The organism is Bradyrhizobium sp. F1.13.3, from assembly GCF_040548265.1.
Taxonomy (GTDB): domain Bacteria; phylum Pseudomonadota; class Alphaproteobacteria; order Rhizobiales; family Xanthobacteraceae; genus Bradyrhizobium.
This window is the reverse complement of sequence record NZ_JBEPRI010000004.1, coordinates 515434-539557: the sequence shown is the minus strand read 5'-3', so window position 1 is coordinate 539557 and position 24124 is coordinate 515434. Positions and strand designations below refer to the sequence as shown.

Below are 24124 nucleotides of genomic sequence, written 5' to 3'. Positions count from 1 at the left end.
CGAAGCAGGCAGCGCAACAGACCAACCTATAGGGGGTCAATTTTGGACGCCGATCCCCCGGCTTAGGGGGTCAATATTGCAAGCCGAATGACAGCTAAGAGCCCAGACGAAATCGAAGATGCATTGGTTGGGACTTACAAGCTGGTCGAAGTAAAGACCACCATGCTCGACACAGGTGAAACTATAATCAATAAACATAACGGCTTTGTCATGTATGGGCACGACGGTCGAATGATGGCCATGATACGGCGCGACGTCAGACCGAAGCCGATCAGTATTGGCAAGGCGACTGACCAAGAATGTCTTGAACTGTTCCGGTCAATGGTTGCCTATGGAGGCACCTACAAGTTTGACGGCACGACGGTCGAACACCACATCGACATATCGCTAAACGAAACTTGGACTGGCACAACCCAAGTTCGAGACGTCGAGTGTGACGGCAGCAGGTTGATCCTGACCACGCGTCCGCACCCGAGCCCTTTCGATGGGAAGATGGTTACGGCGACATTGATGTGGGAGAGGTTAGCCAACCGTAAGACCGCTTCGGGTCAGAAGCTAACTCGCTGACATCGCGCTTTCGAACAGATCCACACATCACAGCCAGCCCCCGGGATAACGTTGGGAGCACATTTATGGCCAGTCTCTACTTCGACGAGGCCGAGATCGGCCAGCTGCGTACGGCCGGCCCCTACCTCGTCTCCAGCGAGGAGATCGTTGAGTTTGCCAGAAAGTATGATCCCCAGCCCTTCCACACAGACCAGGACGCTGCCGCACGATCTGTCTTCGCGGGTCTGACAGCCTCGGGCGCCCACACCTTCGCGATACTTATTTCCTTGTTGAGCAAGACGCAGCCATACGCGCTTCGTATCATTGCTGGGCTCGGTTGGGATGAACTCAGGCTGCCCGTCCCCGTGCGCCCGGGAGACGAACTCAATCTCGAAGTAGCCATCCTAGAGAAGCGCGAGTCGAAATCGAAACCCGACAGAGATATTGTCAGAAATCAGATGCATCTGCGCAATCAAAAGCGTGAAACGGTGCTGCAATGCATCAATAACGTGCTCGTCTCGCGCCGACGCATCGCGAACGGCTAAACACTCAGCCCCACGTTCGGTGGACGCGTCGCGTACCATAAGGGATTCGAGCCCGCTGCGGGTCAAAAGCGGCGCTAGGTTGCAAGCTGGATCGGCGTCCGGTTTGCCTCTGCCAACCGACATGACACGCTCCAAGCGACTTCGGGTATGCGCCCATGCAGCGCAGCGGAGCCTTATTCGATCACTTCGTCGGCCCGTATCAGCAACGAGGTCGGCACGGTGAGACCCAGCGCTCTGGCCGTCTTCACGTTGATTATAAGGATGAACTTCGTTGGCCTTTGTACCGGGAGGTCCACAGGTTTGGCGCCCCTGAGGATTTTGTCTACATAGTCGCCCGCATGACGGAATAGATCGGCGGTATCGGCCCCGTATACCGATAATCCCCCATCGGCATAATGCCGGAACAAGTAGTTTGCTGGCAGGCGATACTTAGCCGCGAGCGCGATAATTCGCTGCGCCTGCGCATAAGTGAGCGCATCGCCGAAATCAATGATCGCATCGGCGTGTTGGGCGGCGGCCGAGGCAAAGGCAATGTCGAGTTCTTCCGGCTTGGTCGCCGGAACGAGAGGCAGAGCCACGCCGAGGTGCCGGGCTATGCGGGGGATCTCTTCCGCGAAGTACAGCCTTTGCAGTGGATTGTCTGGATTGATCAAAACTGCGATTTTAGATGCGCCGGGAACAAGTTCTCGAAGAATTTCTAGACGTTTTGCGAAGAAGTCGTCGGGGACGTTGGTCGTCACGCCTGTCATGTTGCCACCTGGTCGCGACAGGCTTTGTATGAGGCCGAGGTGCACGGGATCAGCGACACCCACGAATACGATGGGAATCGTGCCGGTCGCGGATCTGAGCGCTATTGCTGCTTGCGGTCCTGGAGCGATCAGGATGTCGGGGCCGAGGGCCATCAGCTCGCCGACGGAGTCTGTCAGTCGATCTGCGGGTTGAGAAAACCGATACTCTATAGTGAGGTTTTTTCCCTGTATCCAACCTAGGCTTCGCAGCGCATCAATGAACGCAACCTCGGCTTGATTAAGGGCCTTGCCGCTTCCGTCGCCTATGGCGAGAAAGCCGAGCCGACGACGCTTACCCCGCCCCTGCGAAGAACGTGGCGAAATGAGCAGCGCCGCAGTTCCCGCAATGAACTCTCGTCGCTTCATTGCGATCCTCGCAGAAGCCTGAAGACAACGACCAAACACATGATACCACGTCTCAACAATCGGTGCGGGTCACTTTCTGACCTCGACCACAAACATCCTCACGTCGGCTTTGGGCTGGCGCCGGCATCTGTCACGACGCTGTTCGGCTCACATCGCGAGTGTGTTCAACTCTTGTTTGAATACTTCAAGCAGCTTGAGGTCGGGGCCAAATATGAAGCCGGGCACTAGGTACCCAATTCGCCAAGTTTGCCGCTGTTGTGGCCATCCTACCGACGGCCATGCAACGGCGGCACTTGCCTTGGCCGCAACGAAAACTCGTCGCCTCATCAGCATTGTCTCAGCCGCCGACGATCACGTCACTGCGCCAGTGCCGGGCGATATCACTGGCATCGTTTCAAGTACGTAGCTGTTGGCACTTGGTTGGCTCAGTTCGTCTTGGTGAACTTGTACGTTCCCTTCTTGTGACCAATGACCTGGCTGATGCCATCGAAGTTACTCTTGAGCGGGTCGATGGTGACGACGAGCGCAGCCTGGAGACCTTCAAATTTCCCCGTTCCACCAGTGATATTGCAATTGTTGGGAGATCCCGGCATCCAGTCACACTGTTCGAACACTTGATCGCCGTCCTTGTCGATGTAAGTACAGAACCCGTGAATCTCCGCGGTCTTTGCGGACGAATCCGTAAGGCGGCTCAACTGACAACGTCCACCCATGTTGTTGAGTACAGGGTTTCCGGCCTCGTTCGAGGCTGCCATCGCTTGGTTCACAAAAACAAACTCTCTGCCGCTGCCGATCGACATTGGCTTGGGCGCTGGAATAGGCGTGGCGGTGAATATGACCGAGACCGAGCCTTCCGGCGGCACGCCCTGTGCAACAGCGCTAAAACTGGTCAGAATGGCAACGACCGAAAACAATGCGATGAGTACACGATTAAAAGCCATCGTTCCCTCCCTTTGTGATGGCGCAGAGAACTAATGCGAGCGAGCAGGCTACGCCCCGAGGAAGACTCCAGCAAGAGTTGCAGATCTGCAAACAGTAACACAGTGTCGCAGGCGAAGCTCAGCAAGCGAGGGTGCGTCAGTAGAGCTGATCCACTTGGCTGTTTGGGCGAGAAGCTGCCTTCGAGGCAACTTCAGCTACGCGACCGGTTTACCAACGACGGCGGACATCACGGTGTCTGAGGCGCTCTTCGGCTTAGGGCCATAAGCGGGCAATCAATGCATGCCTCGTTAAGGGACCAGAAGTCGACATACCGAACCGCGCCCCTCATCACCGAATCCCTTGGCACCTAGAGCTAAATGCGTAGACTGGGTCCGACCGAGCCAGGAGGGAGATTTGGCGATAGAGCGGCCAAGTCGACGGCTGACGACGATCCTAGCGGCCGATGCAGTCGGCTACAGTCGGCTAGCGGGAGCTGACGAGGAAGGCACGCTCGAGCGCCTCCGGGCCCTACGCAAGAACCTGATCGATCCTGTGATCGCAACCCATCGCGGGCGCATAGTCAAAACGACTGGAGATGGCCTGCTGGCCGAGTTCGCCTCGGTTGTGGATGCAGTTCGTTCGGCGATCGAGATGCAAGGGGCCATGATCGAGAGCAATTCTGGCCTCGCACAGGATAAGCGCATCGACTTTCGCATCGGCATCAATCTCGGAGACGTGGTCGTGGAAGACGATGGCGACCTTATGGGCGATGGCGTCAATGTAGCGGCAAGGTTAGAGGGGATTGCTGAGCCTGGTGGCATTTGCCTGTCTGGTGCGGCCTATCACCAAGTGCGTGGCAAAATTGATATGGTCGCGCAAGATCTAGGTGAGCAGGACCTGAAGAACCTTGCCGAGCCGGTACGGGTCTATTCGCTATCACCACGAACTGCGGCGGCGGCGGCGGCGCCGCCGTCCCCTGTCACACCGCGGCTTTCCATCGTTGTCCTGCCATTCGTCAATCTCGGCGGCAGGAGCGAGGAGGACTATTTTGTCGATAGCGTGACCGAAAGCCTGACAACTGACCTGTCGCGCATTCCTGGCGCCTTCGTCATCGCACGCAACACAGCCTTCACCTTCAAAAACAAGCCGGCGGACGCGCGCGTGATCGGGCGCGAACTCGGGGTGCGTTACGTGATGGAAGGCAGCGTTCAAGGCGGCGGCGACCGCATTCGAGTCAATGCTCAGCTTATTGACACGGGAACCGGTGCTCACCTGTGGGCCGAGCGTTTCGACAAGCCGCGCGCCGACATCTTCGACATGCAAGACGAGATCACCACGCGGCTCGCCCGGACCGTTGGTATCGAGCTCGTCGCGGCAGAGGGCCGTCGCGCGGAGCGCGAACGACCGAACAATATGGACGCCGTGGACCTAACCATGCGCGGATGGGCAATCCTCAACCAACCCCTGTCGCTACGCCGCGACCGCGCGGCGTGTGATCTGTTCGATGCGGCGCTCCGGTTGGACCACAGCAACGTCGAGGCGTTGGTCGGTCTCGCCTTTTATCACGGCAACGAGCTTCGCACCTTCGCCTCGACCAATCGGAACGAACAGCTGCGCATCGCCGAGATGGCCATCAGCGAGGCACTGAGGCTTGCTCCAGGGAATGCCTTGGCCCATTTCGTTCACGCCAATCTCCTGCATGTCTCGGGCGCGACGAAACCCGCGCTGCGCGAACTTGAGTTCGCTATTGCCATGGATCCTAATCTGGCTTGGGCCCATGCTGATGCAGGCTTTTTGAAAGTACTGCTGGGTCGTGCTGAAGAAGCAGAAGCCGACCTCACAAATGCGATCCGGCTAAGCCCGCGCGACCCCGGGCTAGATCGCTGGTACGCCCTGCTCGGTATCGCCGACCTGTTCCTCGGTCGGCTGGACTCGGCCATGGATCGGCTGCGCAACTCTGTCGGAATGAATCCAAACGTTGCCATGCCTTATTTCTTCCTCGCGACGTCATTGGCGCTCAACGGCCGTGCCGCGGAGGCACGGGAGGCGCGGAATGCCGGCCTCCGGCTTGACCCGAATTTTACCATCGCCAGATTTCGCAATGAACGGCGCAGTGAAAACCCGACCTTTCTGGCTCAGCGCGAGCGGATCTATGAGGGGTTAAGCTTGGCTGGACTTCCAGAAGACAAGTTGACTTGAAGCAAGGGCAAATGGTCTCGCGGACGACGCTGTTCCAGTTTGTCCGCCTCGGGTCAAAACGCCAAGAACTCAGCGTGAGCAAATCGGGTCTGCGGGCGACGTTTTCGTTGTCCGCAGCTCGCTTCACAGAATCAGAATGTGGGCCGATGAAGCGGCTCGTCAATGACGCCGCTTCTTCACGCCTGCGCCTTCGATGATCTGGCTGGCATCCGGCTCTTCGATTCCCGCATCTATGTCCGGCGACCTGTTGCAGGCACACGGATCACCGGCACCACACTGGCAGCCAAGCTCTTCGCTCCAGGCCCGGTCCGGGTGGTTCTCGCAGACAAAGCCGATGCCGAAGCAGATGGGACAATTGGGATTGATCATGGCATGAAAAAAAAGCGCGCGGGCCTTGCTCCAAAGATCGCAAGCATACCGCGCGCCTCGGTTACACCGCCAGTTGTTTGCGAACGGCGGCGGCCGAATTGTCTACCTGTTGACGGCCTTCTGCAGCTCGTCCCTGGAGACGCCAAGCGCCTTGATCCAATACTTGACCTCGAACTCTTCGTGCATGTTGATCTTGCTACGGTCGCGCTGGTCCCGTTTGGTGACTGTCGCTCATGTTCCTCCGCCATCGCCTGGACAAGCCGCTCATCGTCAAGAACGGTCAGCAGGTCATTGATCGTCTTTTCGCTGTCCCTCGGTCCAGGCTCGACATAGCGAGCCAGGATGGCTTGGGCTTCTTTTACCGCTCGGGTTACGCGATCCGGCATGCCGGTACTCCACTCACTGGCAAGGAAAACGCCCGTAAGAAGTCTGTGTTCCCAAAATGAAGGGCGGAGGCCTAGTCTGGGGAGGTTGCATATGCTTGAAAAAACTTGACCTGCTTCGCCCCGTTCCTACCGCTGCGCATGAAGCTGGCGCCTCCGCACTGATCGCTTAATCTGCGTTATAGGTGCGCTTGAGCAAGAGCCCTGCTCTCGTCCCGGTAGTGGGCTGCCATTGGCGAGCAATGGTGAGAGGCTTCAAAAGAGCCCGTCTGCTTGGATCGTTGGCGCGTCAAGGCCACCGCATCTTCATCGCTCACGCCGAGGTATCACTCGCCCGCGTGCTGAGGCGTCAAATGTACATGAGTTATTTCTTGGACAGGCCTTTGAACGAACTGGCCCGCAGCAGGCCTTCAGAGGTGATGTCCCGGTATTCGATCTCGGCGTAGAACTTCGGCTCGACCCAGGTGGCCTTCGGCTTCTTGATGCGCTTCGTGAGCTTTTGCTTCGGGCTGACAACCGTATCAAGCGCCTTGCGGATCTCCGCCGATTTGATCCGGCTCCAGCCCGTCCCGACCTTCCCCATGTAGCGCAGCTCTTTCCCTTCCTGCTTGCCGAGGTAGAGCGCGGCGACGCCGGACGGGTCCTTGACGAAACCAACGACGGGGAATTTGTCGCGCTGCACCGTCTTGATCTTCTGCCAGGCCTCGACCCGCTCCGACCGGTACGGCGCATCAACCCGCTTGGAGACGATGCCCTCGTAGTTCAGCTTGCTGGCCGCCTCGAACAGCGCCTGCCCGTCACCTTCGTGGTGCTCACTGTAGAAGATGGGGGCTTCCAGCCCGTTCTCGTCTATCAGCTGCTTCAGGAGCGCCTTGCGGGCAAGCTGAGCCATCCTGCGAAGGTCCTTGCCATCCAGCCATAGGAGATCGAAGGCGAAGTAAACGAACCGATCCTGGTCGCCCCTGCCGAGGTCCGCCTGAAGTTCTGAGAAGTTCGTTCGCCCCTCATGGATGACCACCACCTCCCCGTCCACGATTGCCTGACCCGGAATGTCGAAGACACCAGCAATGACCGAGAACCTGTTGACCCAGTTGTGCCCGTTACGGGTGAAGGCCTTCCGGCCGTCGCCGTTGATGTGAAGCTGGATGCGATAGCCGTCGTATTTGACTTCGTGAATCCAGTGAGCGCCCGAAGGAGCTTTCATCTTCAGGGTCGCAAGCTGGGGGTTGATAAAGCCCGGCATGGAAGCTCGCGGTTTCTTGGCCGGTGCCTGGGTACGCTTTACCACTAACGCAACTCACAAAAAGCCCGCCGCCGGTGTTGGGGAGCCGACGACGGGGCAGTTTACCTACCTTATTCACGACTCTCCAACCGCGAAGCCGAAGCGGCGTTCCCGGGCGTTCGCTCATACAACCGCAATCGCGATTCCAGGTTGTATTTTCAACGTCAACGAGAAGGCCGTCGAACGGCTAGAGAACGCGACTGATAGCGCGTTCTTCAGGAGGAACACCTAAGGCTCGATCGGTAATTTCAATATCACTTTCTCGATCATATCCTCGACAAACCCAGTTGCCCTGGAGGCATGGACTACCACCGCTGAGGTGTGGGCCGCGGTGTTCCGAACCGCGTGGATTCTGCTCCCGTCCACCTCGTTGCGCGCCTTACTCTGTAAGGATCCCGTGCACAACTCGGCACCCGGATGGCCGAATCGAAACGCGCTCGGTAGAGCGGGGTGGCATGGCCGCAAACAAGGTAACGGCGGTACGCTTGGGGCTGGGAAGGCATTCAACAGTCCGCGACTATCCCGAGCCCCCGGAGCAACACCGGCGGCTTTCTCTTCGGCCGATCGAGGAGATGGGGCCGAGCTCGAAAACGCATCATAGCTCAAGACGCATTTCGAGCCTGCTCACGAGCCGCACGGCGGCGCTGACGGCGCTCGCTCCTGCGCTTGCCCCGATCGGCCGAGAGCCGCAGCGGCGGCACCTGCACAGCGGCGTTCTCGGCAGGAGCGGTGTTGAGTGGTTCGTCGGTGACGCGGCGCGCCTCCATGAGCTCCAACACGGCCCGCCCCTCGCTGGTGATCTTCCAACCGCCACTTTCGCGCACAACGAGACCTTGCGAGAAGATGTCCAAGCCAGGCACGCGCGCGGCTAGCCGCTTGGTCCGGTCGGCCCAATCCGGGCCGCTGGTTGCCAGGATCGCCATATCGCGCTTGAGATCCTCCATTACGGCAAAGCCGTCGGGGTAGCTCACCAGGATCTTCAGGACAGTGATCTGAAAATTCACGCGGTCCCCCCGCCTGGCACCGCGCCGCGTGGTAGGCGCTTGCGGCAGGCGGTCACGTCCAGCCTGCCCCAGCGCCTCTGCGCGTATCTCGCATCCGTGGCCTCTATTGAGATCGTCAGGTACGCATGTGGGCGCGCGGCGATCTCGCGTCGCGGAACGCTTTCAAAGGCTTGATCCAGGACGACGCGCCGCAGCGCGGTATTGGCTGTAAACACGAGACGCCCCGCGGGCGGGAATTTCGAACATGGGGTTCAGGAAGGTTAAACCTTCCTCCGCGAGCGCGCCAGCGTTCCTGGCGAGGCTTCCAGGGCCGTCATCTACACATCAGCCGCGCGCAGCTGCACCAGGACGATGGGGAGGTCAGGCATGGTGTTTGCCAACCAGCACGGCGGACGCCAAGGGTCGGTGAAGTCGTCGGCCTGAATGGGGCCGTTATCGTTTGCGGATGTCATTGTGTCCGTGGCGTGCTGCTGTTGGCCGTCTACGCGGCCTGGAAAATAACCTGAATACTTGCGGCATAACGCGCGACACTGTACGGCCGGAAGTTAAGCTGGATCGTCCAAGAGCGTTGAGCCGCCCCTACCCCTCTCTTGCAAGTCGGCCCCATGGCCAACGCGATCAAAACGTGTCGCCAGCTATCATGAAGCACTTGGCGTGCAAGCCGGTGCGCCCGCGACAGCCGTCATCTCGGTTCTCACGAGCCTCTTCCCCATTCGATGCTAGACCATTAGGTCAATGCACATCAAAGGGGAGGACGCATACGTCGCGAACGGGTCTCACAGGCGCGAGCGCATTGCACGGATTAAGCTGAATGACGCTTGCACCCACCGGCTTTGTTGCGCGGCGGCGCACAACGAACACCACGCCCGAAATGGTTGCCCGCCTCCATACCACTCGACAGGCAAGCTTCTTGTGAAGCCCGCGGAACAACAGATCAAACTCGCTGGCGAATATGTAATAGGGCGCGGAAAGGCAAGCGCCAAAGGCATTGATGTCGCGCACCACACACGGATGCACCCCTATAATTCCATCGAAGGAAAGCAAGGCCGGCACATTAACGATCTCGCGCGGCAGAGCGCGACGCTCCATTGAACTTTCAATCATGGCGAGAACTCCGCACAAACTTCTTTGCTTCAGTTGTCGGTCCCGCCGAACCTCGTCAAACAAGTTATTTCGTGCACTCCGCGAAACAAGCAGTTCTCCTGTCTAATTAGAGTTGACTCTAATTCTTCTATCAAAGCGAAGAACGGACGATTCAAAAAATCGCGCGATGCACGGAAACGCGCAGATCGAGGCTGCCCGGGCGGATGAATTGAGAAGCACTTTTGGCAGCTATTGGCCATTCGGCGGAGTCGCGACGCCCCTCACTAGCGCGCTGAATCGGTGGGGGGCTGGCATGACTCGGTTCGATCAAGAGGGTCATCGTGGGCAATTTACTTAGTTGCCGGAATGGCTAGATGACCGGCTTGTAGATGACAATCCGGTTCGCTTGATCGACGCCTTCGCTGCAGCCCTCGACCAATCATTCACGAGGTCCTCTTACCTAGGCATGGCGGACCAGATTTGCTCGCGTTGAGTTCTTCGCATTTGACCCGGAGCGGTCCTTTGCGCTGGTCGAAGACGTAGTAGCGTCTCCTCTCTTTTTGCGGTCATGTAGTCGAGCGTCGGGTCACTATGTGCTTTTGCGGCGAGCCGATCGCGCTGCTGTATGTCGCAGATCAGCCGCCGCCAAACTTGGATGGATCATTGTAGGAAGGAGGGTCGTCGTGGTCGGTCCGCAGACCACCCGGAACGGAGCCGTCGCGATAGATCCGCACACCACCTGGAGTGACATAAGCTGGTGAGCTTCCTGGAGGTAATGTTCTAAGGCCTGATCGTCCAGGGGCCAGGATCGTGACGCCTCTAACAGGAGGGCGAACAGTGGAAAGGTTGTAGTTCAATGTGCCTTCTGCAAGGGCAAAGTCACTTGGGACAGCGAGGAGTATTGCTATTCCGATTGTCGTAAGTTTCATAGTCGATCCGCACATTGTGTCGCTTGGTCGAACAGATAAGACACACCCGCACCCGTTCCATTAAATTCTTCTTCAACAATAGAAGCCGGAAAGCCGTTCACCTGTACACAGAGCGTTGATCTTCTGAGCACTCGTTCCGTTTAAAGAACCGGTTCGGAATTGCCATCACTTCCACTGTTGCCCATCTCTGACCTCCCGCAGCGCCGATGACGCCCGTTCCCGGTGCTCAACCCGATGTAAGCAGCCGGAGATACCGAAAGGCCGCTCGTGACCCATGCCGGTCTCAGGTGCCTTGAGGCAAACTCCTCGACGGTTGACCAAGGCCACGCGGCATCATGTATATCGGCACCGCCTGATAGAAACCGAAGCCCCGCACCTTGGTCGTCACCTTCTCAGCCGGCAGTGCCTCCATTGAGGCGCCGACGGAGCTTCCCGATGATCTCGCGCAGGCTGTCCGCATATTCCTCGATGATGCGTCGACCCTCCTCCGCGCGCGAAGGCTTGGGCTTTGCGCTTCTTTACCCGGGCTTGGCTCGTCAGGCCGTTCATGGCCAACCCTCGCGGAGACCCAAACGCGGCCGTTGAGATGGATCAAAGGACCGCCCGGCCCGTGATTTCCGTCTCACGGCGCTCAGGTCGAAATGGTGTCTTGGTGTTCATGACAAAACAAAGCCCGGCCGGAGATCGAGTCCCGGCCGGGCCTTGTTGAAGACTGGGCTGTTGGAGAAGACCGGCCCAGTGATCAATACAATGGACAGGCTCGCCCGCACCTTCCTTGATCTACGTCAAGGCGCCCGCATTAGAAGGCGCGCTCGATTCCCCCGCATGAAGAAGCTAGACCTGGCATTGTGCGCCACGGTCCAACGCAAGGAGCAAGCCATGATAAATCTGAAAGTTCTTGGCGCGGTCGTTATTGCGGCATCCGCGCTGTCCAGCTCTGCTGCACTGGCCCAGGCGGCTCTCTCCAATCCGGACGAATGCCAAGCTGAATTCGCCAACTGCACGGGTCTTGGAACCGGGACTACCCCCGTCTATCGATACCGGCGAACGGCGTATCGCCATCATCCGGTGGCGGCGGCCGCTACCGTCGGCGCCTGGGGCAACTCCTACGCCATGTCCGGCGGGATGGGGTACGGCGGCGGGATGGGGTACGGCCAGAACGGCTGGTACGGCAACTGGAGTTCGTATGCTACCCGCAACGGCATCACCTGCAGGCCCGGCACCAATTTCAAGGGTGCTGACGGTCTCCAGCATCTCTGCCAATAGGTCACCCGCTAGAGGCTAAATCAGGCGGCCCCAAAAGGCCGTCTGACTCTTGGCCCCAAACCCGACACGCATCCTGTCGGGTTTCGCGTCCTAGGGGCAAAGCGGATGGGCCTATTGAGTACACATGTTAAGCCGCAGCCTGCTCATCCCCGCCTATGGCCACGTTCAGCGCAGCTACCGCCGCCCGCACCTCCTTACCCACCATCCTTGCCGCGTATCGGCCCGCAAAGCCGAGATATTCGCCTATCTCACTTAAGGTGCTGTCAGCGCCGGCCATATCCAGCACAGTGCACCTTATGGCCCAGCTGCTTGCGCAAGCGCTCCACATCCACGGATCGCGCCAACTCAGCCTGCGCGTCGGGTAGCTCCGCGTCCCAGATCTCGGTGTCGGCCTTGTCGCTTACCCGATGCCGCACCTTTCCAAACTCGGCGTCGGGACTCGTCCATCTGCGCCCGTTCCAAACCTTTACGAGCCTGTTTCCAACGCAGCGGGTCATGCCATGATCGTTGGCGTAGATCAGCTGCTTAGCCGACACGTCGACCAACTCGCGGTCCATGTTCGCAAGTACAGGCCGCTCGCCGCCCTCGCCTTCCTCATCCTGCGCCTCGTTGTCATTGGCGGCAGTACGCGGAGGCGCGTTCAGATCGCGCCAGAGCCGGAGGCCGAAGAACGTAGTCTCATCCCCCGCCCGCTTGGCCGACGTCTCGCAAGGTGGCTGATCGTGGTGTGGGGAATGCGTGGCTGGTGCTGATGCTAGCCAGGCGCGGCGCGCTGCAAGGTCGGTGAAGTCGTCGGCCTGGATCGGGCCGTTGTCGTTTGTTGCATTTTTCACGTGAAGTGCACCCATGATGGGTTTCGTTTTCTGCCGCTTTCCGCGGTCTTGGTGTGGCCTGTGGCTGCACACTTTTAGGAAATCGGCCCCATGGCCAACTGGATCAAGCGCTTACGCGCTAAAACAGGCGCCAAGGAAATCACGGTCTTCTTGGGTGGAATTCCAACCCGTCTACCAACGGGGTTGGGTGTTCCAACCCAACGGGGGGTATAAGGGGGTTGGAACACACACCCCGTTGACACCCGTTGGTAGGGCGTTGGTAGACCGTTGGAAGGCTAGTCGGCGGCCATCCGTTTCTGCCGAATCTCGTCTTCGACCACCACCAATCGCTCGCGCAGTCTTGACGGTGGACCTTCCTTGACGACCGCGATCTTCTTTTCCGCAAACAATCTCGCCATCGACTCTTCCAGGGACCTCTTGCTCGTTCCCCCGCGTTCCGGCATGGCGGCCATCACGGTCGGCGCATATGTGTTGCTCCTGGAAGATGACACCCGCCTGCCGCTCCCGTTGATTGAGGAAAGCATCCTCAAGAACACCTCGTCGGCGTGGTTAGCCAACAACGCCGCGTGCGCTGTAGGCTTGCCGTCATCAAGAATGAAAGCACCTTCGTGCCAACGCAGCTTGGATTCGGCACCTTTCTTCCCGTAGTTTGCTTTCATGTTCTTCAGGAGGCGCAAATCCTCATCGTTCTTATCTGCAGTGAAATACAGCCTCGACCGCACCGAGTTGTTCCACGCGGTAGACCCTGACAGACCCGTCCCAGACTGCATCCCTTGCACTGATGGATGCGATAGCAGAAGCACAGCCAAATCACAGTCCATCGCAAAGCGCCGCAGCATCGAGACGAAGAAGCGAACTTGCTTGCGGTTGATCTCGTCACCGCCGAACACGTCTGCCGCCGTATCGAGGATCAAAAGCTTTGGTCTGAATTCCGTCAGCAGATCCGTTATCCGTTGGGCCAGGCCAGTAAGCTCAAGCTCGCGGCTTCGGCGCTTTTCGGATACCAGTTCAGCATCCTTTCCAGCCATGGGGATCACGCGCATCCACCCCCTCAGGTCAGCGAACGTGCGCCCCATAGCGGTTAGGACGTCATGGCCACGCCGCTTAAGCTCGCCCTCGTCGTCCTCCGCAGCGAGGTAGACGACGCGGCCCTCTGCCGGCCTAAATCCCAGCGTCTCCAAACCGAGAACGCCAGCTAGACCGATCTGATAAGCCAGTAGGCTCTTGCCAGTACCGCCATCACCGGAAAGTAGCGTCACCTGTCGGTTGGGGATGAGACCCTCCAGGTACCATTGCCGCTCCGGGATTGCCTGCCCCTCCCAATCAGAAGGATCGATAATCTTGATTTCGTCGGCGTGATTGTCATTGGCTGGAGTCGGTCGGGACGATGCTTCGATGATTTCGCGTGCGGCGACGGCCTGCATCACCCAGGCCATGACCTTGGGATCGATTTCCTCGAACGCGGGCGCGCTAGCCGTCATGCCGATGGGCGGCAGTGAGGCAGGGTCTTTGTATTCAAAAGGGGTCGCAGTGAATGTTCTAGCCGTCATGATGGCTACCGCCCCCCGCTGCTACTGCCGCTTTCGCAAGCTCGTTGGCAACGCCGACGTCGAGGCGGCAAGCGTCGCCGAAAACGCGATAGCTGCCATCCGGCTTGCGAATTAGAGAAAGGTTCAGGAGGCGGACCCCGGGAGTCACCTCAGCGTCGAACACGGCCATGCGCCGTCGCCCGCTACTAGCGGGGCGGTAATCCAAGATTTTCAAAGGTAGTATCCAGACAAAAGTGGAGGCAGGTAGTACGCGCCTCAGCGCGTTCTTACGCGGCTGCCCTATTGGGCGATGCTCTCGGCTAAAGGCCGATCGAGCTAGGCGGCTCGGGTGCCGCTCTGCTTGTTGTCGCTCGTGCCCCAGGTCGAGGTTCGCCGCCGCGACAGCATCCAGGCGTCTACGTCCGCGCGGTCGTATTTGACCTGACGGCCAATTTTGAAGAATGCCGGCCCGGTGCCATCGCATCGGCGCTTGGCGAGCGTCGACCGCGACAGGCCGGTGGCGGCTGTCATTTCGTCTAAGGTGAGAAGATTCAAAAGAGCCTCCGATAAGGAGGTTACGTTTAACGCCCCGGCCGAGGCCAGTCGGCGCATACAGGAACTAGTATGCTTGATGTCGCAAAATACTAAACGGTCCCCGTCGATTTCGGCGTGCGCCGCCGAATTCCGATGGATACTAAATATGGTGTGCGGGCCGGAAAGCCGGGGGCTGTTGCCGAAAATATTCCTGGTGCAATCCCCCGGTGGCTACCCGGTGGCTATTCGCAGAACTTCAGGCTTTCAGACTTCCGGCTAACTACTTGATTTTATTGGTCGGGGCAGCTGGATTCGAACCAACGACCTGCAGTACCCAAAACTGCCGCGCTACCAGGCTGCGCTATACCCCGAATGTCCGGCGAGCCCCGTCGATACACGCTTCCCAAAGCGCCAGCAAGCCTTCCAAAGGCGCCAGCAAGCTTCCCAAGAGACCGCCAGGACGGGAGCAATAGCTCCCTTCCCGCCTACTTGCTGCCGAACAGCGGGTGGCCGACGCGGTCGCCGGCGCGGATTCCATATTTCTGCGCCGTTCCCGCCACCACCTCCAGAACGGCCCGCGCGGGCCCCCTGGATGAGATGATCTTTGTCGACATCGGCTCGGTATTTTCGGCGATGCGCAGGATGCGGCCGTCGGCGCGAATGAAGATCATGTCGAGCGAGACGTAGGTGTTCTTCATCCACATCGACACCTCCTGCTCGGGATTGAAGTCGAACAGCATGCCTTTTCCGTCCGCCAGTTCCTTACGGTACATCAGGCCGGTCTGCTTCTCCTCCTCGGTCGTCGCGATCTCGACCGAGAACACCTGCACGCCGTTCCTGGTGACGATCTCGAGCGGCTGGAAGCTGGCGGCGCGGACGGGCGCGCTCGCAACGGCAGAACTGGCGATGACGAGGATGGCGGCAAGCCAGCCCTTCGCAACCGCGAAGACGGCCTTTCGATCGAAATTCATGAATGGCACTCGAGGCGTGGGACTGGACCAGTCCTTACGCGGCAGCCTCCGGAAAAGCCAGAGGCGCGCCGGCCAGCCAGCGCACTCCTGCTCACGATCGCGGGAAATGGATCAGTGGGACGAGACCGGCGATCCCGTCTCGGGATGGATCTCGGCCGCCATCATGCCCTTGGAGCCGGGCCCGAAGCGGACCAGGACATACTGGCCGGGCCGCAACTCGGTCATGCCGAAGCGGCGCAGCGTCTCCATGTGCACGAAGATGTCGGGCGTGCCCTCGCCGCATGTGAGGAAGCCGAAACCGCGCAGCCGATTGAACCATTTGACCTGGGCCCGCTCCAGCCCGCTGGTCGCCGTCACCGTGACATGGGTGCGCGGCGGCAGCATCTGCGCCGGATGGATCGCAGTCGACTCGTCCATCGAGACGACCCGAAACGCTTGGTAGCCCTTGGCCCGCTGGATGCACTCGACGACGATGCGGGCGCCTTCGTAGGCGGTCTGGAAGCCGTCGCGCCTAAGCACTGTAACGTGCAGGAGCACGTCGGGCCAGCCATTGTCGGGAACGATGAAGCCGTAGCCCTTAGAGGCATCGAACCATTTGATGACGCCATGAACCTCGACGAGGTTGGCGCTGCTCTCACCAAGTCCGGTGAACGGACTGAGAGCGCTGTCGCGACCGCCACCGCCGTGTTCGCCCACGGCGGGAACTCCGACCTTCTTGGACTCAAATCCGTCCGACGACCCCATAACCCCGGACCCCACACATGCCATGCAACCCGCCTGAATGACGGCGCCGAATCACGCGTCTTTAGAGAATCTTCTCAACTCGACGCGACGCGAATCTTTCGACTCAAAAGATAACACTCCCGGTTGCGACGCATAGACAAAAAAGAGATTCGGCGGAACCTATGAACAGCTTGCACAGCCGCGAATCAAATTGCTGCCTCAATTAGCGACAAAGGGCCCGAGCGTTTCGCCGATGTCGTGGCGGATCACGAGGTCGGCGATGTCGTCCTGCTCGGTCGGCTCGCGATTGACGATCACCAGGCGCGCACCTGATTCCTTCGCCATCATCGGAAAGCCCGCGGCCGGCCATACCACCAGCGAGGAACCGATCGCGATGAAGAGGTCGCAGGCTTGCGACAGCGCGGTCGCGCGCTGCATTTCGTCCTCGGGCATCATCTGGCCGAAGGAGATCGTGGCGGTCTTCACCGGCTCGTCGCATACGGTACAGTTGGGCGCGGCGCCCTCCTCCTCGAAGCGGCGCTTCACCCAATCAAGCGGATAGGCCTGCCCGCATCCGATGCAGCGCGCATACGTGGTGTTGCCGTGAAGTTCGATCACGTGATCGCTCGCGACGCCGGAGGCCTGGTGCAGATTGTCGATGTTCTGAGTGATGATCGCGGGAACCTTGCCGGCGCGGTAGAGCGAGGCGAGCGCGCGATGACCGCGGCCGGGCTTGGCCGCCGCAAAAACCTCCTCCATCGCGAAGCGCCGGCGCCAGGATTCGTCGCGCGCGTCCTGGTTGGCGACGAACTCGTCGAACGGGATCGGGCGGTTGCGCGTCCAAATTCCGCCCGGCGAGCGGAAGTCGGGGATGCCGCATTCGGTCGAGATGCCGGCGCCGGTGAACGGCACGATCCGTTTGGCTTCGGCGATCATGTCGCCGAGGCGCTCGACGCCGCTGCGAAGATCCGATGCAATCAACGCGGCCTCCCGTTTTGCTTTGCCGTTTTTGCCTAGTCGATTGGTTTTTCTGATTTGTTTTTGCGCTAGCTGCAACGTGCGCAAGCGACAAGATTGTTGACGCTGTTATCCACCGCCGTGCAAGGACTGGTCGGCAATTTTTTCCGACCCTCGCTTATCACAATCCTGCAATGCCTCCTCCCCATTGACGCCCCAATCAGAAGCGCCAATGCATGTGTTGACGCGACTCAACGTGATTGCGGCGGCAGTGCTTGAGCTCAGTAGGACACATACTCACGTGCAGAGGGGATTTGACATGACCGAGGACGAACAACGCAAAATCCGCGAACGCGAAGAGATCGCCGCCCGTGTCGCCGCCTTCCGTGCCACCCAGGAAAAATTCAAACGCGAGCGTGACGAGTATTTCGTCTCGACGCTCGACAACGCTCGCAAGGTAGAGCGGCCCTCGCTCTGGCCGTAAACACACCAGATCACCAAACATGAAAAGAGCCCGGAGCGTTGCTCCGGGCTCTTTCGTTTGTTCAGCCTTTACCAGTGACGGTAATAATGGTGGCGGCGGTAGTACGGTCCATCGCCGTAATAGGCGTACGGACCAGGGCCGTAAGCGTAGGCGGGGCGGCCATAGTAGCCATACCCCGGGCCATAGCCGTAGCCATAAGGATGGGACGCGGCGACAGCGCCCGCGGTGATGGCGCCGGCGGCGAGGCCGAATGCGAGGCCCGGACCGATGCCGCGGCCGCGCGCCTCGGCGGGCGCAGGCGCCGCGATCGTGGTCACGCCGACGGCCGCAACGGTAGCCAGAACTGCCAGTGTCTTCCTGATCATAAATGTCCTCCTTCGTATCTCGCACAGACAACGCCCGCGCGTTGCGATGGTTGCGCGTAAGCCTGTGGAACCGAGCTCGGAATAAATGCGATCGTGCATGGAACGGGGACGCGTTCCGGGAATTGCATCTTCGAGTGCGGAAGCCTCCGCCATCCGGTTGAGGCAACAGCACGAAAGACCCCGTCAGCATCACCGATGCTGGCGGGGTTTTCAGTTTCATGCACAACATTGGCAATGCGCCACAATTGCTGCCAAAGGGGAGCGCCGAGGAGGATAAAGTGCCGATATCCAAATTGCTGGCCCGTATCCGCAGGCTCGTTCCCAGATCAGGCGATCAGCATTACGACGAGATCGTCCGCAATTTCGGTGTCGGCACGCTGCGCCCGCCGCCGACGCCGATGAGCGACGGCGAACTGGCGCGGGCCATTGCCGAGTTCCTTAGGGAACAGCCGTCGAGCGAGTCCGTAGGCGCCCTCGGCCGGCGGCTCGACCCCACCACCCCGCTTTGAGGTGCCGTTCTTCTGGTCCGGGAACATGCGCTTCGCGCGCACGTTGGCGTAGCCTTCAAGGAGAAAAGAGGCCCCCATGCCCGTTTGGCTCGAAGTCTTGCTCAACCTGTCCGGCTATGCCGGCTTCGTGGCGCTCGCCTCACACGGCACCGCGTGCCCGGGCAATTCCGCCGACCATCAGATCTCCGGCGACGACCGCTAGTTCGCGTGCGGCGCCTGGCCCGCAGTCCGCATCAGCCTGTCGGCCTTGACCGCGACACGCGTGTCCTCGAGTTGCGGCCGCAGCGAGAAGCTGATCACCACGAATGCCAGACAAAAGAGCGTGCCGGCGATGGCGACCCGCCGGTAGGTGTGGCGGTCGCCCTGATAGAAGCTCGGTTCTGAAAAAGGTGTCATGAATTCGTTCTTGGCAAAATTGCTTGTTGGTAAAGTCGCTTATCGCAAAGTCGGATGGTGTCTTCGCCAGACACCTATCGCAAGTGGCGGCAAGCGCAACGCGATTGCGCTTTTAACCTAACCGAATAGGGTTATCGGCTTCGCGGCAAGCTTCCGTTAGGAGTTCGCCAAGCGTCTTCAGAACAAGCGTCTTCAGAACAAGCGTCTTCAGAACTCGGCGAGCCGCTTCAGGCTCGCGCGAAAGCCGAGGCCTTGTGCTAATCCGCTGTCCGGCTTTGTTCCAGCTTCGCCTTCCTTTCGTTCTCGAAGAACGAATCGGAATCGCGGAAACCGGCGCGAAGCAAGCCTAAAGAATTCGTTTGCACGCAAACGAGCGCCGTCGCCAGCCATCGCGCGCTCACATCGCGTCTTCGGATTTCGAGCGCGGTGGCACTTGCGGCACCGATGGCCTGCCTTTGCGCAAGCGCGGGTGCCGATCGTACCAAAACACTTTTGCGATCTCGGCGAACATCTCGAGAAACCAGCACGCATCCATGTCGCGTCTCCCTCGCCTGATCTCGTAGCGAGGACACGCGGACGGGACCGTGCGAAGCATCACGCTGGATTGGTTAGGAAGCGCGTGTCCCGCATCGACACAGAAGGCACGGCTTGTTCTGCATCCGACTCCATTTCGTTCGCAAAGAACGAATCGGAGTCGAGAAGTCGGCGCAAAACGATTCCTAACGATCTGTGAAGGCAGGCGCGACTGCCCGTTATCATCGGCGCAATGCGACGCTAATTACGCGGCTCGCTTCACAGTGTCCTTCCCCGACAGGTCCTTCTCCGAAAAGCATTCGAGGATCTGGATGCGGAGTTCTTCCGCGGCCGGGCCCTCGAGCTTCCTGAGCTGATTCCAGAGCCTGATCACTTCGCGTTGTTTCTCGACAGTCATGGGCACCTCCAAAAGAATGCTCACTTCCAAAACCGATGCCTCACTAGAACAAAATAGGAACAAAAAGTCTAGCCCCTTGCCCGCGGAATTCGCTGGGCACATCGACTTGAGTCTTCCGCGCGCCGGCGCGGTTGCTTTTTGGGTTTTCAACCTTAAGTTCGAGCCACGGCCGGCGGCCAGGCGCTGAAATCCCATCGCCGCCAGCCAAGAAGGCCCCGTGCGAAAGCGCGGGGTTTTTCTTTTGGGGAACGCGCCATCGCCCTTCCCGTTAGTCATTCCGGAGCGAGGGACCGTGACCAGAAAATTCTACGCCGTCGAAGTGGTGCGTCAGATCGAGGAGACCGTGGAGATCATGGTCGAAGCGCCGGACCAGACCGCCGCACATGATGCAGCGCTTGCGCACCTGAAGGCGCGCGGCTCCGAATATCGGTGGCTCAATCCCAAATGCGATCTCGTCGTCTGGCGCGAGCGTCAGGTCGATACGCCGGCGATCATCGACGTGTCCGTGTCGCCGGACTAGCGCTCGGAACGAATTTTTCCGGCCCGCGTTGTCAATTCGAATTCAGTGGTGCTGGCGGCATGTCGCGACGCGGCCGGCCAGCTTGAAGAACCCCGGTCCCTAAGCCCGGGGTTTTTCTTTGCGGGCGACTCCATTCGGAACGGTGGCCCGAACAGCAAAGCAGCCACCCGGGTGTTACGCCGGGTGGCTGCTTTGAGAACTGTCAACGCTCGCCTCTGTTCGCCTCTTAGACCAGCAAGTCAGACCGGCAAATTGTCGGTCATCCCGGGCGGCACTTCGCCTTGCTTGGTCCGTTCGGCGAGAAGCTCCTTTTCGGCCTCGTACCAGAAGGTGTCCATCGTGCCCGCGGGCTCGCCGGCCTCCTTCCAGAGGTGATAGGCCCGGTTTCGAATCTCTTCTTCGCTGAGACCAGTCATGTGATTTCTCCCTTTCGGAAGCAAAGCCTGACGACGCCCTAGAGTTCCCTAAGAGAGTTCCTTATTGGTTCGGCACAAGCAAGCAGTCATTGCAGTACGTCGCGGCAGCACTCCGCGAAAAGGAGGCTCCGCAACGAAACCGCGAACCCTTAGCGAACTCTTAGACGGAGTCCTTGGCCACCTTCAGCGGCGAGGCCTTCACCGACTTGCTCGCCGGCTTCGCCGCGAACTGCATCGGCTCCTTGGTGAAGGGATTGACGCCCATGCGGGCTTCGGTCGCCGGCTTGTTCACCACCGACATCTTCACGAAGCCTGGAATGACGAACTCGCCGGACTCGTTGAGCTCCTTGTAGCCGACCGTCGCCATGTACTCGATGACCGACTTCACGTCGTTCTTCGACAGCTGCGTGCCCTCGGCAATTGCATCAATCAACTGAGTCTTGGTCATCTTCGCCATGTCTGAATTTCCTTCTGTGCGCGCGAGCAGGCTTTGCTCAGGACGCGGTCCAACCGCGCAACGCGCTTCTGATTCATGCTAACTTTCATGAAGTGACGGGGCTTAGAACCCATCGACGCCCAAAACGCAAGCAGGGGGTTCTGCGGGAGCCCGGACGCCGTGGGGAAAGATGCCGCAGCCTGCGCCGTTTTCGCCTTGAACCATTTTCTCCCTGAGGCGTCTAACTCTTTGAAGTCCCCAAGCTTCACCCCCATCAGAGAGCCCCGCTTCCCCCAGGCGGGGCTTTCGACTTTTTCCAGGGACCCGGCCGCGCAATGCCGATCAGGCTGGGCCCCGAGGTCTGCGCCTGGGCCGCGCGGGTGACCGTCACAAGGCAGGTTCTCTTTTCCGGCCATCTCCTGCATAATGCGGCATGGCAAAAACAAAAGTGACCTTCAAAACCGTCCGCATTGCAGACAACGACTGGAAAATCCTGGCGGATTACCCGGACAGCGAACAGCGCGAAATCAAGGGCTTCACCAGCAAGGCAGATGCCGACGACTGGATCAACGGCGACCGCAAGATCGCGTGGCTCCGCTCTCAGGGATACGCCAAATAGCGGATACGCCAATAGCGCGTGCAAGTAACACGCGCCTAAGTTACGCGCGCATCGTGTGACGCCCGTATGGGCATGCGCGCTTAGTCCCTCCCCGCTCCAGATGTTCTTCCCGTGCCGGCGCGTTGTCGAGCAGGCGGCGACGCCCGCGCGTCTATCGCTTACCTGGTCGAGAAACCTGTGGCCGGGCATGTGCCGTTGAGACTTCAGTAACCTAACGCCTCCAAGCTCCTCTCAGTATCGTTGCGTTGGAGTACCCACAGTGCTGGATTTTAACGAGCTGCGTGAACTCGCAGCCGATGTTCGCGTGTTCGTCGACATTGCCGAAGACAAGGCCGAAGCGCTTCGCGCCGTTATCACGGCCTATGACGTGGTGCTCGCGATCTTCCCGGCCGGAGAGGGCATGGGCCTCCACGTCATCAAGGGCGGCGAGATCCTGGACCATATTGCAAAATCGCGAACCCATGCGAGCTACAGCCACACGGCCATTGCGGTTCCCGACCTGGAGCATGCGGAAGTGCTCAAGCACCTGACGGGACCGGCCGACCAGCGCATTGCGGCGTAGAGCGTTTTCTAGCGAAGTCGATGGCGGTTCGCCCGCAGACGAGAATTTTTGCACTCCGGAACACCCTGTTTTAGGAACACGGCTCCTGCGCTCCCGTTGGCCCACGCAACCAACCAGGAGTTTGAGATGAAGAAGCTCATCATTGCGACCGCCGCCCTCGGCCTCATGTGCGGCTCCGCCTTTGCGCAGAACCAGACCGGCCCCGCCGCGCAGACCGACAACATGCAGAAGCCCGGCATGACCAACACGGACAAGGGCACGATGAGGAGCGGCACGACCGGCATGAGCCATGACGGCATGAGCAAGGGCGGAACGGTGAGGCCCGACGCCTCCGGCCAAGGTGGCTCCGGCCCCGGCAGCGATCAGGGCGGTACCAAGACCCGCAGCAACATGAAGTAAGCCGGTTTCCTGTACGGCTTGTTCCCGGCCGCGTCGCTTTCCACAAGGCGGCGCGGCCATTTCATGACGCGGTTTTTTTGAACCTGTCGCGAATGCACTCCTCACAATCCCGCGCGCGCCGGAACGGTCAGGTCTCGCCGCGAGTTGCCCCATCTCCAGCAAGGAGATCGTCATGAGCGTTGAAGGTAAAGTGAAGGAAGGCGCCGGGTTCATCAAAGAAGAGATGAACGAACACGGCAAATCCCCCGAGAGCCAGAAGAAGGCTCAGGAAGGTCGCGACTTGCGCAACGAAGGCCGGATCGAAGACGGCAAGCCGCCAAAGACGACGAAGCCCGGCACCGGTCACTAGATCGCGTTTCGAAACCCCATTTGGTGAAAGCCGCCCCTGGTCATGTCAGGGGCGGCTTTCACGTTCATGACCAGCCGACACGTGCCCACGCGATCTTCCGAAGCTCCGATCTTCCGAAGGTGCGGCCTACAAAGATAGAGGGCGGCTCGAACCATCCAGCGCGATGGCTGGTAGAACGCTTCGGCTGTTGTATGGTCGAACGTTCTTGTGAGGGGCCGATGAAGATTGCCATTGTTATCGCCGGCTTGATCGTTGTTGCTGCTGCCGTTCTCGTCTCGGTACAGCCCGGCTTCCTGAAGCCTGCGTCTCTGGCACTCGTGAAGAAGTCCGACATTCTCGGCTTTTCGCCCGGAATGACATTCGACGAGACCAACAAGCTGATCACGCAACGTCGCTACCGCTGCCGTCAGCTTCGCGATTCCTACGTCCTTGAATGCGCAGTCGACGGCGCCAAGGTCACGATCTTTGCCGACGACATCGACCCCAAGAATCCGGACCCCAAACATCCCATCTGGCGCGTCAATGCGGAGTTGAGCAATCCGGGGCCCCAAGACGCTGCTTCCAAAGACGCTGCCGTCAAATCGATATCCGACCAGTTCAACGCCCAGCCAACCCGGGACGCCCGGGACGCCCGGGAGGAATGGATATGGACCGTCGGCCGTGGGCTGAAGCTGAGCTACGAAGGCGCCGCCTTGAAGCTCGTGGACGAAGCCGAGGAAATCAGGCGTGCCAAGCAGGAAGCAAAGCGCTAGCGAGCGCTCCTGTGGTCGTGCCTTTGATGAATTGCACAGCAGTCTATCCGCCTGAGACATGTCTCATTCCCAGCGCATCCAACAGCCATCTATCGCATCCGCGCAATTGTTCCTTAATGGGTTTCCCGCCTAGATTGCGCTATCCTGAAATGAACGTG

At 59.7% G+C, this 24124-nt stretch carries 32 protein-coding genes, 1 tRNA gene and 1 pseudogene; 13 read left to right on the top strand and 21 right to left on the bottom strand.

Features of this window, described 5'->3' with window-relative positions:
• The first annotated feature begins 87 nt into the window (after window positions 1-87).
• Window positions 88-567 (top strand): lipocalin-like domain-containing protein, encoded by a 480-nt coding sequence (locus ABIB66_RS15040; protein WP_354254973.1) that lies wholly within the window; start codon window positions 88-90, stop codon window positions 565-567.
• Between the two features lie 65 nt (window positions 568-632).
• Entirely contained in the window at window positions 633-1091 is a 459-nt protein-coding gene (locus ABIB66_RS15035; protein ID WP_354254972.1) for a MaoC/PaaZ C-terminal domain-containing protein, read from the top strand.
• A gap of 173 nt (window positions 1092-1264) precedes the next feature.
• Here ABIB66_RS15035 and ABIB66_RS15030 read toward each other — a convergent pair whose 3' ends face one another.
• Together ABIB66_RS15030 and ABIB66_RS15025 are read right to left on the bottom strand one after the other, a co-directional pair.
• A complete protein-coding gene (locus ABIB66_RS15030; RefSeq protein ID WP_354203492.1) occupies window positions 1265-2245 on the bottom strand; it encodes an ABC transporter substrate-binding protein in 981 nt (326 codons plus the stop codon).
• Window positions 2246-2670: 425 nt separating this feature from the next.
• Window positions 2671-3186, bottom strand: a complete 516-nt coding sequence (locus ABIB66_RS15025) for a hypothetical protein (protein ID WP_354203494.1) — start codon at window positions 3184-3186, stop codon at window positions 2671-2673.
• A gap of 394 nt (window positions 3187-3580) precedes the next feature.
• Here ABIB66_RS15025 and ABIB66_RS15020 point away from each other — a divergent pair, with 394 nt between their 5' ends.
• Entirely contained in the window at window positions 3581-5365 is a 1785-nt protein-coding gene (locus tag ABIB66_RS15020) for an adenylate/guanylate cyclase domain-containing protein (protein ID WP_354254971.1), read from the top strand.
• 159 nt (window positions 5366-5524) lie between these two features.
• On the opposite strand, the gene ABIB66_RS15015 is transcribed toward ABIB66_RS15020, so the two are convergent.
• The 5 genes and pseudogenes from ABIB66_RS15015 to ABIB66_RS14995 form a co-directional block, all read right to left on the bottom strand.
• Window positions 5525-5734: a hypothetical protein gene (locus ABIB66_RS15015; protein WP_354203498.1), complete on the bottom strand. Its 210-nt coding sequence runs from the start codon at window positions 5732-5734 to the stop codon at window positions 5525-5527.
• Between the two features lie 61 nt (window positions 5735-5795).
• Window positions 5796-5920, bottom strand: a pseudogene (locus ABIB66_RS15010) (DUF3606 domain-containing protein).
• Between the two features lie 561 nt (window positions 5921-6481).
• On the bottom strand, window positions 6482-7360 hold the full coding sequence (gene ligD / locus ABIB66_RS15005) for a non-homologous end-joining DNA ligase (protein ID WP_354254970.1): 879 nt from the start codon (window positions 7358-7360) through the stop codon (window positions 6482-6484).
• A gap of 641 nt (window positions 7361-8001) precedes the next feature.
• Entirely contained in the window at window positions 8002-8403 is a 402-nt protein-coding gene (locus tag ABIB66_RS15000; RefSeq protein ID WP_354203504.1) for a hypothetical protein, read from the bottom strand.
• A gap of 732 nt (window positions 8404-9135) precedes the next feature.
• Window positions 9136-9507, bottom strand: coding sequence for a PilZ domain-containing protein (locus ABIB66_RS14995; protein WP_354203506.1), 372 nt, complete (start codon window positions 9505-9507; stop codon window positions 9136-9138).
• Window positions 9508-11294: 1787 nt separating this feature from the next.
• Between ABIB66_RS14995 and ABIB66_RS14990 the strand changes: the two genes are divergently transcribed.
• Window positions 11295-11681, top strand: a complete 387-nt coding sequence (locus tag ABIB66_RS14990; protein WP_354057455.1) for a hypothetical protein — start codon at window positions 11295-11297, stop codon at window positions 11679-11681.
• Between the two features lie 263 nt (window positions 11682-11944).
• On the opposite strand, the gene ABIB66_RS14985 is transcribed toward ABIB66_RS14990, so the two are convergent.
• The 8 genes from ABIB66_RS14985 to ABIB66_RS14950 form a co-directional block, all read right to left on the bottom strand.
• Entirely contained in the window at window positions 11945-12529 is a 585-nt protein-coding gene (locus tag ABIB66_RS14985) for a hypothetical protein (protein ID WP_354254969.1), read from the bottom strand.
• Window positions 12530-12789: 260 nt separating this feature from the next.
• Window positions 12790-14064, bottom strand: coding sequence for an AAA family ATPase (locus ABIB66_RS14980; protein WP_354254968.1), 1275 nt, complete (start codon window positions 14062-14064; stop codon window positions 12790-12792).
• On the bottom strand, window positions 14054-14233 hold the full coding sequence (locus ABIB66_RS14975; protein ID WP_354254967.1) for a hypothetical protein: 180 nt from the start codon (window positions 14231-14233) through the stop codon (window positions 14054-14056). The genes ABIB66_RS14980 and ABIB66_RS14975 overlap by 11 nt, the downstream gene beginning before the upstream one ends.
• 146 nt (window positions 14234-14379) lie before the next feature.
• A complete protein-coding gene (locus ABIB66_RS14970) occupies window positions 14380-14598 on the bottom strand; it encodes a helix-turn-helix transcriptional regulator (protein ID WP_354254966.1) in 219 nt (72 codons plus the stop codon).
• Window positions 14599-14871: 273 nt separating this feature from the next.
• Window positions 14872-14948 (bottom strand) — tRNA-Pro (locus ABIB66_RS14965).
• Between the two features lie 114 nt (window positions 14949-15062).
• Window positions 15063-15548, bottom strand: a complete 486-nt coding sequence (locus ABIB66_RS14960) for a DUF192 domain-containing protein (protein ID WP_354054630.1) — start codon at window positions 15546-15548, stop codon at window positions 15063-15065.
• Window positions 15549-15659: 111 nt separating this feature from the next.
• Window positions 15660-16292, bottom strand: a complete 633-nt coding sequence (locus ABIB66_RS14955; protein WP_018457757.1) for a cold-shock protein — start codon at window positions 16290-16292, stop codon at window positions 15660-15662.
• A 198-nt stretch (window positions 16293-16490) separates the two neighbouring features.
• Window positions 16491-17252 carry an SIR2 family NAD-dependent protein deacylase gene (locus tag ABIB66_RS14950; RefSeq protein WP_354203557.1) on the bottom strand — a complete coding sequence of 254 codons (762 nt, stop codon included), beginning with the start codon at window positions 17250-17252 and terminating at the stop codon, window positions 16491-16493.
• Between the two features lie 295 nt (window positions 17253-17547).
• Between ABIB66_RS14950 and ABIB66_RS14945 the strand changes: the two genes are divergently transcribed.
• Entirely contained in the window at window positions 17548-17712 is a 165-nt protein-coding gene (locus ABIB66_RS14945) for a hypothetical protein (protein WP_007610153.1), read from the top strand.
• A 68-nt stretch (window positions 17713-17780) separates the two neighbouring features.
• On the opposite strand, the gene ABIB66_RS14940 is transcribed toward ABIB66_RS14945, so the two are convergent.
• Window positions 17781-18077 carry a hypothetical protein gene (locus ABIB66_RS14940; protein ID WP_275174556.1) on the bottom strand — a complete coding sequence of 99 codons (297 nt, stop codon included), beginning with the start codon at window positions 18075-18077 and terminating at the stop codon, window positions 17781-17783.
• Between the two features lie 218 nt (window positions 18078-18295).
• Between ABIB66_RS14940 and ABIB66_RS14935 the strand changes: the two genes are divergently transcribed.
• Entirely contained in the window at window positions 18296-18586 is a 291-nt protein-coding gene (locus ABIB66_RS14935; protein WP_354203561.1) for a hypothetical protein, read from the top strand.
• 76 nt (window positions 18587-18662) lie between these two features.
• Window positions 18663-18788: a hypothetical protein gene (locus ABIB66_RS14930; RefSeq protein WP_007610149.1), complete on the top strand. Its 126-nt coding sequence runs from the start codon at window positions 18663-18665 to the stop codon at window positions 18786-18788.
• Here the strand turns inward: ABIB66_RS14930 and ABIB66_RS14925 are convergent.
• The 3 genes from ABIB66_RS14925 to ABIB66_RS14915 form a co-directional block, all read right to left on the bottom strand.
• Window positions 18785-18982 carry a hypothetical protein gene (locus ABIB66_RS14925; RefSeq protein ID WP_354203563.1) on the bottom strand — a complete coding sequence of 66 codons (198 nt, stop codon included), beginning with the start codon at window positions 18980-18982 and terminating at the stop codon, window positions 18785-18787. The genes ABIB66_RS14930 and ABIB66_RS14925 overlap by 4 nt on opposite strands.
• A gap of 397 nt (window positions 18983-19379) precedes the next feature.
• Entirely contained in the window at window positions 19380-19517 is a 138-nt protein-coding gene (locus ABIB66_RS14920; protein ID WP_354237395.1) for a hypothetical protein, read from the bottom strand.
• A gap of 243 nt (window positions 19518-19760) precedes the next feature.
• Window positions 19761-19913: a hypothetical protein gene (locus ABIB66_RS14915; RefSeq protein ID WP_275174559.1), complete on the bottom strand. Its 153-nt coding sequence runs from the start codon at window positions 19911-19913 to the stop codon at window positions 19761-19763.
• 292 nt (window positions 19914-20205) lie between these two features.
• On the opposite strand from ABIB66_RS14915, the gene ABIB66_RS14910 reads away from it, so the two are divergent.
• Window positions 20206-20433, top strand: coding sequence for a hypothetical protein (locus ABIB66_RS14910; RefSeq protein ID WP_354203566.1), 228 nt, complete (start codon window positions 20206-20208; stop codon window positions 20431-20433).
• A gap of 239 nt (window positions 20434-20672) precedes the next feature.
• Here the strand turns inward: ABIB66_RS14910 and ABIB66_RS14905 are convergent, their stop codons facing one another.
• Window positions 20673-20849, bottom strand: coding sequence for a DUF2934 domain-containing protein (locus tag ABIB66_RS14905; protein ID WP_007610132.1), 177 nt, complete (start codon window positions 20847-20849; stop codon window positions 20673-20675).
• A gap of 160 nt (window positions 20850-21009) precedes the next feature.
• Window positions 21010-21306, bottom strand: coding sequence for an HU family DNA-binding protein (locus tag ABIB66_RS14900; protein ID WP_007591377.1), 297 nt, complete (start codon window positions 21304-21306; stop codon window positions 21010-21012).
• A gap of 412 nt (window positions 21307-21718) precedes the next feature.
• On the opposite strand from ABIB66_RS14900, the gene ABIB66_RS14895 reads away from it, so the two are divergent.
• The 5 genes from ABIB66_RS14895 to ABIB66_RS14875 all read left to right on the top strand — a co-directional run bounded on the left by ABIB66_RS14895 (window position 21719) and on the right by ABIB66_RS14875 (window position 23966).
• Window positions 21719-21904: a hypothetical protein gene (locus ABIB66_RS14895; protein ID WP_007591378.1), complete on the top strand. Its 186-nt coding sequence runs from the start codon at window positions 21719-21721 to the stop codon at window positions 21902-21904.
• A 259-nt stretch (window positions 21905-22163) separates the two neighbouring features.
• Window positions 22164-22466: a hypothetical protein gene (locus ABIB66_RS14890; protein ID WP_354203568.1), complete on the top strand. Its 303-nt coding sequence runs from the start codon at window positions 22164-22166 to the stop codon at window positions 22464-22466.
• A gap of 126 nt (window positions 22467-22592) precedes the next feature.
• Complete coding sequence (locus ABIB66_RS14885) at window positions 22593-22865, top strand: hypothetical protein (protein ID WP_275174562.1); 273 nt, start codon at window positions 22593-22595, stop codon at window positions 22863-22865.
• A gap of 172 nt (window positions 22866-23037) precedes the next feature.
• The gene (locus ABIB66_RS14880) at window positions 23038-23214 is read left to right on the top strand and encodes a hypothetical protein (protein WP_007610124.1); all 177 of its coding nucleotides are present in this window, start codon (window positions 23038-23040) and stop codon (window positions 23212-23214) included.
• Window positions 23215-23432: 218 nt separating this feature from the next.
• Window positions 23433-23966 (top strand): hypothetical protein, encoded by a 534-nt coding sequence (locus ABIB66_RS14875; RefSeq protein WP_354203571.1) that lies wholly within the window; start codon window positions 23433-23435, stop codon window positions 23964-23966.
• Window positions 23967-24124: the final 158 nt, after the last annotated feature.

What these genes read in the sequence shown, in the direction of transcription:
- ABIB66_RS15040 (WP_354254973.1), top strand. Translation starts at nt 88, where the DNA reads ATGACAGCTAAGAGCCCAGACGAAATCGAAGATGCATTGGTTGGGACT.
- ABIB66_RS15035 (WP_354254972.1), top strand. Translation starts at nt 633, where the DNA reads ATGGCCAGTCTCTACTTCGACGAGGCCGAGATCGGCCAGCTGCGTACG.
- ABIB66_RS15030 (WP_354203492.1), bottom strand. Translation starts at nt 2,245, where the DNA reads ATGAAGCGACGAGAGTTCATTGCGGGAACTGCGGCGCTGCTCATTTCG.
- ABIB66_RS15025 (WP_354203494.1), bottom strand. Translation starts at nt 3,186, where the DNA reads ATGGCTTTTAATCGTGTACTCATCGCATTGTTTTCGGTCGTTGCCATT.
- ABIB66_RS15015 (WP_354203498.1), bottom strand. Translation starts at nt 5,734, where the DNA reads ATGATCAATCCCAATTGTCCCATCTGCTTCGGCATCGGCTTTGTCTGC.
- ligD (WP_354254970.1), bottom strand. Translation starts at nt 7,360, where the DNA reads ATGCCGGGCTTTATCAACCCCCAGCTTGCGACCCTGAAGATGAAAGCT.
- ABIB66_RS14995 (WP_354203506.1), bottom strand. Translation starts at nt 9,507, where the DNA reads ATGATTGAAAGTTCAATGGAGCGTCGCGCTCTGCCGCGCGAGATCGTT.
- ABIB66_RS14990 (WP_354057455.1), top strand. Translation starts at nt 11,295, where the DNA reads ATGATAAATCTGAAAGTTCTTGGCGCGGTCGTTATTGCGGCATCCGCG.
- ABIB66_RS14985 (WP_354254969.1), bottom strand. Translation starts at nt 12,529, where the DNA reads ATGGGTGCACTTCACGTGAAAAATGCAACAAACGACAACGGCCCGATC.
- ABIB66_RS14980 (WP_354254968.1), bottom strand. Translation starts at nt 14,064, where the DNA reads ATGACGGCTAGAACATTCACTGCGACCCCTTTTGAATACAAAGACCCT.
- ABIB66_RS14975 (WP_354254967.1), bottom strand. Translation starts at nt 14,233, where the DNA reads ATGGCCGTGTTCGACGCTGAGGTGACTCCCGGGGTCCGCCTCCTGAAC.
- ABIB66_RS14960 (WP_354054630.1), bottom strand. Translation starts at nt 15,548, where the DNA reads ATGAATTTCGATCGAAAGGCCGTCTTCGCGGTTGCGAAGGGCTGGCTT.
- ABIB66_RS14955 (WP_018457757.1), bottom strand. Translation starts at nt 16,292, where the DNA reads ATGGGGTCGTCGGACGGATTTGAGTCCAAGAAGGTCGGAGTTCCCGCC.
- ABIB66_RS14945 (WP_007610153.1), top strand. Translation starts at nt 17,548, where the DNA reads ATGACCGAGGACGAACAACGCAAAATCCGCGAACGCGAAGAGATCGCC.
- ABIB66_RS14940 (WP_275174556.1), bottom strand. Translation starts at nt 18,077, where the DNA reads ATGATCAGGAAGACACTGGCAGTTCTGGCTACCGTTGCGGCCGTCGGC.
- ABIB66_RS14935 (WP_354203561.1), top strand. Translation starts at nt 18,296, where the DNA reads ATGCACAACATTGGCAATGCGCCACAATTGCTGCCAAAGGGGAGCGCC.
- ABIB66_RS14930 (WP_007610149.1), top strand. Translation starts at nt 18,663, where the DNA reads ATGCCCGTTTGGCTCGAAGTCTTGCTCAACCTGTCCGGCTATGCCGGC.
- ABIB66_RS14925 (WP_354203563.1), bottom strand. Translation starts at nt 18,982, where the DNA reads ATGACACCTTTTTCAGAACCGAGCTTCTATCAGGGCGACCGCCACACC.
- ABIB66_RS14920 (WP_354237395.1), bottom strand. Translation starts at nt 19,517, where the DNA reads ATGGATGCGTGCTGGTTTCTCGAGATGTTCGCCGAGATCGCAAAAGTG.
- ABIB66_RS14915 (WP_275174559.1), bottom strand. Translation starts at nt 19,913, where the DNA reads ATGACTGTCGAGAAACAACGCGAAGTGATCAGGCTCTGGAATCAGCTC.
- ABIB66_RS14905 (WP_007610132.1), bottom strand. Translation starts at nt 20,849, where the DNA reads ATGACTGGTCTCAGCGAAGAAGAGATTCGAAACCGGGCCTATCACCTC.
- ABIB66_RS14900 (WP_007591377.1), bottom strand. Translation starts at nt 21,306, where the DNA reads ATGGCGAAGATGACCAAGACTCAGTTGATTGATGCAATTGCCGAGGGC.
- ABIB66_RS14895 (WP_007591378.1), top strand. Translation starts at nt 21,719, where the DNA reads ATGGCAAAAACAAAAGTGACCTTCAAAACCGTCCGCATTGCAGACAAC.
- ABIB66_RS14885 (WP_275174562.1), top strand. Translation starts at nt 22,593, where the DNA reads ATGAAGAAGCTCATCATTGCGACCGCCGCCCTCGGCCTCATGTGCGGC.
- ABIB66_RS14880 (WP_007610124.1), top strand. Translation starts at nt 23,038, where the DNA reads ATGAGCGTTGAAGGTAAAGTGAAGGAAGGCGCCGGGTTCATCAAAGAA.
- ABIB66_RS14875 (WP_354203571.1), top strand. Translation starts at nt 23,433, where the DNA reads ATGAAGATTGCCATTGTTATCGCCGGCTTGATCGTTGTTGCTGCTGCC.